The organism is Nostoc favosum CHAB5714, from assembly GCF_020829495.1.
Taxonomy (GTDB): domain Bacteria; phylum Cyanobacteriota; class Cyanobacteriia; order Cyanobacteriales; family Nostocaceae; genus Nostoc; species Nostoc favosum.
The window spans coordinates 41090-52346 of the sequence record NZ_JAIVFQ010000054.1; the positions used below are offsets into that span (position 1 = coordinate 41090).

The following is an 11257-nucleotide window of genomic DNA, read 5'->3' on the forward strand; positions in this document are numbered from 1 at the left end:
TGTCTCAAAATTCGGTGTTGCTAAATATAAATAAGAAATTTTCACGCAGAGGCGCACAGAGAAAGATTTATATCAAGTCCGGTTAATCACTTACGATATGTCATTGCGAGTGGAACAAAGCAATCGCAAGAGATTGGGATTACTTCACTCCGCTATCGCTACGTTCGTAATGACAAGTATTCTAGCGGACTTGATATTACTCCACCCTAACCCTAAGAGATGTATTGGGGAGGGAACCGGATTTCTGCTCTCCCCCCTTGACAAGGGCGGTGATACCTGAATAAGGGGATGGGTTTTGTCCATGTGTCGCATTCTTTTTTCAAATTGCTATAACTTCTGAGGAGTTTAGAATTGTTGATGCTCAAAATTGACCATTTCTAGCACTTGGTCTAATGTTTGTTGGTCTAAGTTTGCTAATTCAAAATCGGAGGGCGTATAGCCGGCGTTATCGGGGGTTTGACAGTGGGTGATTATTTGTTGTAAGTAAGTGCAGAAGTCGGTAGCTAGTTGTTCAATGGTTGTTTTTTGATACTGTTTGCGGCTATATATGCAGTCAAATTGTAATTGCCCTGACCGCACAAAACCATTGATTTCAATGCGATAGCGTCGATGTTGTTGTGAATCTTGGGGTGTACCACTAGAGATAGAATCACAAAGGGTAAAGGGTAAATCTTCTCCCTGTCCCCTGTCAACTGTCAACTGTCCCAGATAGTTAAAGTTAATCTCTGGGGATGGGAGAGTCTGTAAGCGATCGCTGATTTTGTTGGATTTGCTAAGATAACGGAGTAGTCCGTAGTTAAATCCGCGATTTGGCACTATCCGCAATTGTTCTTTGATAGCTTTGAGCTTTTCGCCCCAATTGTCGCTGCTTTCAACTTGCAACAATAGGGGATATATGACTGTAAACCAGCCCACGGTACGAGATACATCTATCTCTACTCCAGGAAAATCCCGCCCGTAATTTTCCAAATCAATCAAGACTAAATCCTCTTTTGTCCATGTCGAGATTGCTTGTGTGCAGGCAGTCAATAACACATCATTAATTTGGGTGTTGTACGCTGAGGGGACTTGTTTAAGTAATGCTTGTGTCTCTACTGCTGAGAGAGTTATGGTAATGGCATCAGCATCGGCTATCGTGTTACTACCATCGAGATAATCTACTGGTAGGGGTTTAACTGTTTGGCGTAGGCTAAGCCCGCCGCAGGCATCGCTTGATAGCCAGTAATCAAGTTCTTCTGATAAAGTTGTTGATGATGATGCTAGCCATTGTAACTGTTCTGCCCAAGCTGCAAAAGCAGTGGTTTTTGGCGGTAAATCAATAGTTTTCCCTTGAATTAGTTGGCTTAAAGCCGTCTGCAAATCTTCTAGGAGAATACGCCAGGAAATTGCATCTATTACCAAATGATGAATCACTATTAATAGGCGAGATTCTTCACCCAAATCAAAATTAGCCACCCGCAGCAATGAACCGTGGGTAATATTTAAACTTTCTTGCAGTTGGCTAGAAATTTCTCTCATCGCCGCTTCTTGTCGCGTCGCCGATAACGCCGATAAATCACAACAAACGTAGGGAATATCATCATCTGGCTCGACAATTGTAGCTTGCCATTCCACTTTCCTCTTACATTGGGCTATGACCCCCTCTAACTCCCCCTCTTGCGAAGTTGGGAGAACCGGAAATTTCCCCCAATGCATCGGGGCGATTAAGGGGGGTAAATCCAGGGCTTGTGCTTCATTACCAAGATGTGTGTACACCGTAGCCTCTTGGTAAGAGGAGGATGGGTAGGGTTTTACAAACCGACTCCGCAGCACATCATGATGCTGTAATAGTTTTTTCAAAGCTGAGATGAGAATTGCTGGCTGTAATTTCTGCTTCGCCTGCAAAAACACCGCTTGATTGAAGTGATGTAGATTCGCCAACTCTTGCTCAAAAAACCAATGTTGAATGGGTGTGAGTGGTACAGAACCTGTAACTATACCTTGCTGGGCGTGAGTTGCTAAGACAGGGGTAACAACTGCTGCTAATTCTGCGATAGTTTGGTACTGGAAAAGCTGTTTAGGAGTCAGTTGCAACCCTGCTTGATTAGCACGGCTAATCACTTGAATCGCCAGAATTGAGTCTCCACCTAGTCCAAAAAAGTTATCATGGATGCCGACTTGAGGCAGATGCAAAAGTGATGACCAGATATTGACTAGTATCGCCTCTATATCAGTACGTGGTAAAATTACATCCTGCTCGTTTGGTAGTTCTGGTGCTGGTAGCATCCGCCGATCTACTTTACCATTAAGCGTTAGCGGTAAAGTTTCCAACGGGATAAAAAAGTTAGGAATCAAGTAATCTGGTAGCCGTTGTTGAAGAAATTGCCGCAGTTCAGTTAGAGAAATCTGTTCCAATTTTGTGTGTTGTACAAAGTAAGCTAAAAGCCGCTTATGCTGTGATTTCAACTCGTCAGCAATTACCACACAATCTTGTACACTTGGATGTTGAGCGAGTACTGATTCAATCTCACCTAACTCAATCCGAAAACCTCGGATTTTGACTTGATTATCCAATCGTCCCAAGTACTCAATATTACCATCTGGCAGGTAACGGGCGCGATCGCCGGTTTTGTAAAGGATGGGCATTGGGGATTGGGCATTGGGCATTGGGGATTGGGCATTGGGCATGGTTATTCTCCTTGTCCCCTTGTCTCCTTGTCCTCCTTGTCCTCCTTGTCCCCCTTGTCCCCCCACTCCCCACTCCCTAATAAAAGGATTCGGGACAAACCTTTGGGCTGTTAACTCTGCTCGATTCACGTAGCCACGGGCGAGTCCATCACCTGCAATATATAATTCACCTGTGATGCCGATGGGTACAGGGTTAAGGTAGCGGTCGAGAATGTAAACTTGGGTATTAGCGATCGCTCGACCAATAGGAACAGTATGATTTATTTGTTTGGCATCCTTTATCATATAGCAACAAGTGAAGGTAGTCCCTTCAGTGGGGCCATAGCCGTTGATGACGCGACATTGAGGATAGGTTTCCAGAAGCTTTTTAATATGAACAGCAGATAAAACATCACCGCCAGCCAATAATTGTTTCACGGCTTTCAAGCTAGCGAGATGTTCATCGACCATCAGGTGGAATAAGCCTGCTGTTAGCCAAAGAGTGGTAATTTGATGTTGTGCGATCGCATTTGCTAATTCTTCTAGCGTTGGCTGCTGACTCGGCAAAATTACCAAGCGTGCGCCGTTGAGTAGCGCCCCCCAAATTTCAAAGGTAGAAGCATCAAATACAACCGGGGCCGTTTGGAGTAAAATTTCATCGCCACTCAGTTGAGCATAATCACAGTTTTGCACTAACCGCACTACACTGCGATGGGGTACACACACACCCTTAGGTACTCCTGTTGAGCCGGAGGTATACATCACATAAGCGAGATTTTCTGGTGTGGTATAGCTGACAGGGTTGGTTATGGGTTGTTGAGCAATACTTTGCCAATCATTATCAAAACAGAAAATTGGCAGTTCCAAAGATGATTTTGTAAATTCCTCTTTCCCTCTCTGCACCTGGGCGCGACGGACACTTTCCTCAACTTTGGGAACCCCCGCACGGAAGTGTCCTCCTCTGCGTGAGCTTTTCACGTCATGTGGAAAAGTCAACGCCAAACCTAACCCCCCAGCCCCCAACCCTTGTAGGGAATCGGGAGAATTCAAAGCCTCTCTCCTCTTAGGAGAGAGGTTTGGAGAGAGGTTTTGCAAATCCTCTGAAAAGTCAGTTGCGTCTAGGCGTGATTTTATCCCTTCAATGTATTGCTCTTGAGTTAGCAACACTTGCACTTGAGCATCCTGAATCAAAAATGCTAAACGCTCACTTGGATAGTTAACATCCAACGGCAGATAAAAACCGCCTGCTTTGAGAATTCCCAATATTCCTATGAGAAAATCAACAGAACGTTCTACACAAATACCAACACCTACCTCTGGCTTGACTCCCAAAGATTTAAGATAGTGGGCAAGTTGATTCGCTTTGCTATTGAGTTCTGCATAAGTTAAAGCTTGATTTTCATAAATTACGGCAATGGCATCACCCGATTTTGCTACCTGCTGCTCGAATAATTCGTGAATACATTGAGGCGGATGATATATTGCTGCACTACCCAAGCTGATAATTTGCTGAATTTCTACCTGCCTCATCAAAGATAAATCAGAAATCCTCTGTGTTGGCTCTGAAGTAATGCTTGTTAATAAAGTTTGTAAGTGTTCTGTAAACCGATTAATTGTAGTTTCTGCAAACAAATCGCAGTTATATTCCCATTTGCCTTGCAATCCGGTGCTTGTTTTTGCGATCATCAAGGTAAGGTCAAACTTTGCCGTACCGCCATCGATTTCTATGGGACTCCAGCGCAACCCAGTTAATTCTATTGGTTGGGTGGGGGCATTCTCTACAACCAGCATTACCTGAAATAATGGCGAGTGACTTAGCGATCGCAACGGTTGTAATGTTTCAACTACCTGCTCAAATGGTACATCCTGATGAGCATAAGCTGCTAAGACAATTTCCCGCACCTGTGGCAATAATTCGGCAACACTAGGATTATCTGCTAAGGAAATTCGCAGGGCTAGAGTGTTAGCAAAAAAACCGATTATTCCTTCAGTACCCGGATAATGACGATTGGCAATGGGGCTACCAATAACGATTTCATCTTGCTCACTATAGCGATGCAGCAGCACACTCAACGCCAAAAATATCACCATAAACAGAGTGGTGTTCGTTTCTTGACATAAATGCTTGATTGCTTGAGTCAGTTCTAAAGATAACTCAAAACTTTGTCGCCTACCCAGAAATGTCTGTACAGCCGGACGCGGATAATCTATGGGTAATTCCAAAAGCTCTGGAACTTGCTGTAACTGCTGTCGCCAGTATTCAAGCTGATAGTCAAATTTATTATCCTGTAACCATTGTCTCTGCCAGGCGGCAAAATCGGCATATTGAATTGCTAACTCTGGCAGAGGAGAAGGCTGTCCTTGGGAAAATGCTTGGTATAAAGTTGCGATTTCTTGCGCTAAAACATCAACTGACCAACCATCGGTGATGATGTGATGCATGGTCAGTAATAATACGTTTTCATCTGGATGTAGATATAATAAATTGACTCGTAAAAGCGGACTCTGTTCTAAGTGAAAAGGCTGCTGACTTGACCAACGAGCAAGCTGCTCAACGGTTTGGTGCTGTTGCGATGCCGTGAGTGAACTTAGGTCAATAACTGGAATAAGTATATTTGCATCAAAAGATACAACTGCCACCCCACGACCATCAACGGTGGAAAAGCTGGTACGCAACACTTCATGACGACGGACAATTTCGGTAAAGCTTTGTCTGAGGACAGTAACATTTAACTTACCACTCAGATGCAATGCCGCAGCCACGTTGTAGGATGAGTTATCTGGTTCTAATTGTGCTAAAAGCCAGAGGCGTTGTTGAGCAAAGGAAAGGGGTAAATTCTCCCTGTCATACTCCCTCACGCCACTTGCTACAACGGGGGGAACCCCCGCAACGCAGTGGCTCCCCTTGCTAAGGGGAGGGCTGGGGAGGGGTGTATTTAATGTTGATGATGCAATTACCCTCGCTAATTCAACAATAGTTGGTGTTTCAAACACCTGCCGCAATGGTATATCTATCCCAAATACCTGCTGAATTTGGGAAATCATCCGAATTACCAGCAGTGAGTGTCCACCCAGAGCAAAGAAGTTATCCTCAACTCCCACTGACTTTAAGTTCAACACCGTTTGCCAAATGCTTACCAACAATTCTTCGCTAGGTGTGCGGGGAGCCGTTACAGTTGGCCCAGGTAATTCTTCTACTTGCGGTAGCCCCTTCCGGTCAATTTTACCATTGGGAGTACGCGGCAATGCTTCCAAGAAAACAAAATGGGCGGGAATCATATACCCTGGTAACTTCTTTGCTAAAAATTGCTGCAAATTTGATGATTTTGCAGTTATGGGAGCGATATAAGCAATTAAACGTTTGTCACCTGTTATCTGTTCACAAGCGACAACAGCAGATTCTTGTACATCTGGGTGTTGACTGAGTAACGCCTCAATTTCACCCAACTCAATGCGGAAGCCCCGAACTTTAACTTGGTGATCAAATCTTCCCAAGTACTCTATATTACCATCTTCAAGATAACGGACGCGATCGCCTGTTTTATAGAGACGCGCCCCTGTTATTTCACTAAATAAATCGGGAATAAACAAAGCAGCCGTCAAGTCAGGTCGATTTAAATAGCCTCTAGTTACACCAATTCCCCCAATGTAAAGCTCTCCTGGAACTCCTACTGGGGTAGGATTTAAGTGGGAGTCGAGGATATAGGTTTTGGCATTATTAACAGCTTTGCCAATTGGCAGTTCTCGCCCTATTGTCTGAACAGTTAGCCCTGACAAATCACAGGTAGTCGTCACGATTGTTGCTTCTGTTGGGCCGTAGCTGTTCACCAAGCATACCTTTGGAGCAAGCTCCTGCCAAGTGGTTAATCGTTCTGGTAAAGCTTTTTCACCGCCGATGATGACTAATCGGACAGAATCTGGTATTGTCAAATTCATAGCTAATAATTCAGCTACAAGTTGATGCCAAAATGCAGTAGGTAAATCCAGTACTGTAATCTGCCAATCACGGCAGATTTTCAGAAACTCTGGGATGGAACTCAACATTTCGTCTGTTCGCAATACCAGCGTTGCACCCTGCACCAAACAAGGAAAAATTTCTTCGGCGGCTGCATCGAAGCTGATGGATGCAAATTGAAGAATGGAATCGCTAGGAGATATCTCATATTCAACTATCCCAGCTTCTATATAATTTACCAAAGACTGGTGTTGAACCATCACACCTTTTGGCACACCTGTAGAGCCAGATGTATAGATGGTGTAAGCTAGGTTTTCGGATGTCATCTGAGTAGCTGGATTCTCCTCACTTTCTAGGGCAATCAATTCCCAGTCTGCATCCAAGCAAACTATAGGCGATTCCAAATCAGGTAGAACTGTTACCAAAGATTTCTGAGTTAATAGCACCGACACCTGTGAATCTGATATCATGAAAGCTAGACGTTGTTGAGGTAATCGCGGATCTAAAGGGACATAAACCCCACCGGCTTTCAGAATGCCCAACAATCCTACAATCATTGTGATTGAGCGCTCTACGCAAATACCAACCAGAACTTCTGGTTTGACGCCCAGCTTTTTCAGATAATGAGCCAGTTGATTAGCTCGTTGATTCAGTTCTCGATAAGTAAGGTGTTTATTTTCTAGTCTTACAGCTACAGCATCAGGTGTCTTCTCCACCTGCGCTTCAAATAGTTGATGAATGCACTCTTGGCTAGAATATTTTTGTGTAGCTTGATTCCAGCTTTTAAGTAGTTGCTGCTGTTCGTTGCTTGTTAAAATTTGCAATTGTGACAACTTTTGCTGAGGATTTGTCACTATACTTGTGAGGAGATTTTCCAGGTGTCCGAGAAGACGTTCAATCGTCGCTTCATCAAAGCGATAGCTTACATAGCTGATTTGTAATAATAGCTCCGCACCAGGAATGACTCCCAGTGTGAGTGGATAGTTAGTTTGAGCAAATCCCTGCGCGTCTTGAATCTGTAAATGGCTGTTGGCAATTTTCAGAATTGATTCTATGGAAACTGGATAGTTCTCAAATACCAATAGACTTTCAAATAAAGGTATGTCATTGGGAACTTCACTCCAGCCTTGAATTTCTACTAAGGAACTGTAGGTGTATTGCTCTGTTTCTACTTGTTGAGTTTGCAACTGCTCAAGCCAAGGAATTATTTCGGCGTGGGCATCAATTTGCACTCGCACAGGTAGAGTGTTGATAAATAAGCCAACGATGCTTTCCACATTAGCTAATTCCGGGGGACGACCGGAGACAGTTGTGCCAAATACGACATCTGTTTCCCCACTGTAGCGACTCAGAAGCAGCGCCCAAGCTCCTTGAATCAGGGTGTTGAGGGTGAGATAATGTTGGCGAACTAAGGTTTGGAGAGCCGTGGTAGTAACAGAGTCAAGCTTTCTTTGCTGCTCCCTGGTAACCGTTCCCGATTGAGTTGTAACCGTTCCCGATTGAGTTGTAACCGTTCCCGATTGAGTTGTAACGGTTCCCGGTTTAGTTGTAACGGTTCCCGGTTTAGTTGTAACGGTTCCCGGTTTAGTTGTAACCGTTCCCGATTGAGTTGTAACGGTTCCCGATTGAGTTGTAACGGTTCCCGATTGAGTTGTAACGGTTCCCGATTGAGTTGTAACCGTTCCCGATTGAGTTGTAACCGTTCCCGATTGAGTTGTAACCGTTCCCGATTGAGTTGTAACCGTTCCCGGCTCCCTGCTCCCTTCTAAAATCTGTGTAGGTGCTGTAAAACCCTTGAGGTTATTTCGCCAATAGATTTCAGCTTCAGTTTGATTCTGCTCCTGGAGCCAGAGAATATAATTCCGGTAGGCTGTGGGAAATGGTAACGAAACATTCTGCCCTTGACAAAATGCTTCATATAAGGTAAAAACTTCTTTTAATAAAATCCCATTACACCAACCATCCATTAATAAATGATGGTGACTCCAGACAAACTGGTAAATATCTGCCTGTAACTGAATCATTGTACAGCGCATCAGGGGAGGCTGTTGCAAATCGAATCCCTTAGTGCGATCGCTCAAAAGAAAAGCTGTTAATTTTGTCTGCTGTTCAGCTACTTCTAGATTGCGCCAATCTAATTCTTCCCAAGGTAATTTTACATCGCTGTGTACTACCTGGAGCGGTTTTTCCAACTCTTGCCAGTGAAAAGCGGTGCAAAGAACGGTATGACGCTCGACTACACGTTGCCAAGCTTGATGAAAGGCAGTTAAATTTAGATTACCGCGAATCAGACAGCTACGCTGCTCAAAGTAAATACCAGAATTGGGAGCATACAAGGTATGAAAGAGCATTCCCTGTTGCATAGGAGAGAGTTCGTAGATGTCAGCAATAGTGGTTTCCACGCTACCCCTTTTTTGGCTGCTGAAGTTTATTAATAAATTGGTCAAGTTGCTTTTGATTCAAACGCGCACCTGCGAAATCCGATGGTGTGTAACCGCCGCTTGCGGGTGATTGGCAATGCTGAATCAGAGTTTGTAGTGTTTTGATGAATTGCTGTGCTATCCGTTCGATGCTGACGCCATCGTGTAAATTACGACTGTATCGCCACTGTACGTTTAGCTGAGACTGTGCTATCCAGGCGGTGACATTTAGTTTATAGTGGCGTGAGTTCTGTGAGTTGGATAGTAATCCTGTTGATTCCGTAGCAATTCCGTGAATCCATCCTTGGGAGGAAAACCAATCTAGTTGCCCCAAGTAATTAAAACTAATATCAGATTGAGGTAGTTGTTGTAAACTTTGTACACCGCTCTCAAACCCTCCCCTTGCTAAGGTGGGTGGGGTACTGAGAAACGCTTTATCTGAACTCAAATATCTTAGTAAACCGTAGCCTATACCCTTGTTGGGAATTTGCCGCAGTTGCTCTTTGACATATTTAAGATTAGCTCCCAGGTCGTTACTGCTGTCTAATTTTAAATATACTGGAAAAATGGTCGTGAACCAACCAACTGTTCGGCTAATGTCTGTGTTTGCAAACAAATCTTCTCGTCCATGACCTTCCAAGTCAACCAGTAGCGAACGTGCTAATGTCCATTGACTCATACTCTGCACCAATGCTGTCAATAACACATCATTTATTTGTGTATGATAAGCTTTTGGAACTTCTTCCAACAAGGCGCGGGTTTGGGTAGCATCGAGGTTAACGCTGATTTGGGTTTCGGAAGCTATGGTGTTGACATTTGGATGATACTCATAATCTAGCGGTAATGCAGGCGATTCTCTGGGGAGAATTTTTAACCAAGTTGCTAATTCTCCTGTGAGTTCTGCTGATTGAGCATAGTTTTGTAACTGCTGCGCCCATTCGGGGAAAGATGTAGTTTTTGCGGGTAATTGTACAGATTCTTTAGCTTTTAGCTGTTGATACGCACTTCCTAAATCTGACAAAAGAATCCGCCAGGAAACGCCATCAACAATTAAATGGTGAATGATTAATAATAAGCGATCGCTGTAGCCATTCCCCAGTCGGAACAGCGCAAAGCGCAGTAATTTTCCCGTTGCTAAATCTAGGCTGGCTTGGAGTTGGGATGCAGTTGACTCGATCAAATGCTGTTGTGTATTCTTGGGCAAACTGACCAAATCCACCACAGTTAAGTGATTTTGAGCAATTGATGCACTAATATATTGTTGCCATTGGACTGCTTGTTGAACAAAGTGCGATCGCAGCATATCATGATGGATTAGCAATTGCTCAATTGCCTGCTGTAAAATATCTGCTTGCAGGTTCGGCTCTACCTCCAAGATTATTGCTTGGTTGAAATGATCCAATTTGTGCAAATTTTGCTCAAAGAACCAGTGCTGAATTGGTGTGAGGAAAACTGTTCCTGTGACTTTCCCTTGTTCTGCTTGTCCTTGGGGAGTCACTTGGATGACTGTGGCTAATTGGCCGATTGTTTGGTGCTGGAAAAGCTGCTTGGGAGTTAATTTCACACCTGCTTGATTCGCCTTTGCCACCATCTGAATGCTGAGAATCGAATCGCCTCCATGCTCAAAGAAATTATCGCCAATTCCCACATTATACCCTAAAAGCTCCGTCCATATCTGCACGAGGATTGTTTCTATTGGTGTCCGGGGTGCTGCTTGTTGCTGTTTAATTTCCGGAGGTGGGAGTTTCGTTGAGTCAACTTTCCCATTGGTTGTTAGTGGTAGTTTGTCCAGGTAGACAAATGCAGAAGGCAACATATAAGCAGGTAATTTTGTTGCTAAATATTGCCGAAAATCTGTCAATTCTAAGTTCTGCTGATTTCTAACAATATAAGCAATTAACTGCGGATGATTGGGATTATCCTTTCTGAGTACCACCACCGCTGCTTGTACTAGGGGATGAGCTTGTAATACTGCCTCAATTTCCCCTAATTCCACACGAAAACCCCGAATTTTAACTTGATTATCTAAGCGTCCCAGATATTCAATATTACCATCTGATAGATAGCGGGCGCGATCGCCTGTTTTGTAAAGAGTATTGGGTATTGGGCATGGGGCACTTGTACTGAGCGTTCGCGTAGCGTCTCGTAGAGAAGTCGTTGGCGTAGCCTCTCCAAGAGTTGTATTGGGTATTGGGTATTGGTCTGTCCTCATCTCCCTCATCTCCCTCATCTCCCT

At 44.0% G+C, this 11257-nt stretch carries 2 protein-coding genes; both read right to left on the reverse strand.

Annotated elements, in window-relative coordinates; genetic code table 11:
* Positions 1 to 345 precede the first annotated feature (345 nt).
* Complete coding sequence (locus LC586_RS26230) at positions 346 to 9003, reverse strand: non-ribosomal peptide synthetase (protein ID WP_229488169.1); 8658 nt, start codon at positions 9001 to 9003, stop codon at positions 346 to 348.
* Between the two features lies 1 nt (position 9004).
* Positions 9005 to 11257, reverse strand: a 2253-nt coding sequence (locus tag LC586_RS26235) for a condensation domain-containing protein (protein WP_229488170.1), incomplete at its 5' end; no start/stop codon positions are given.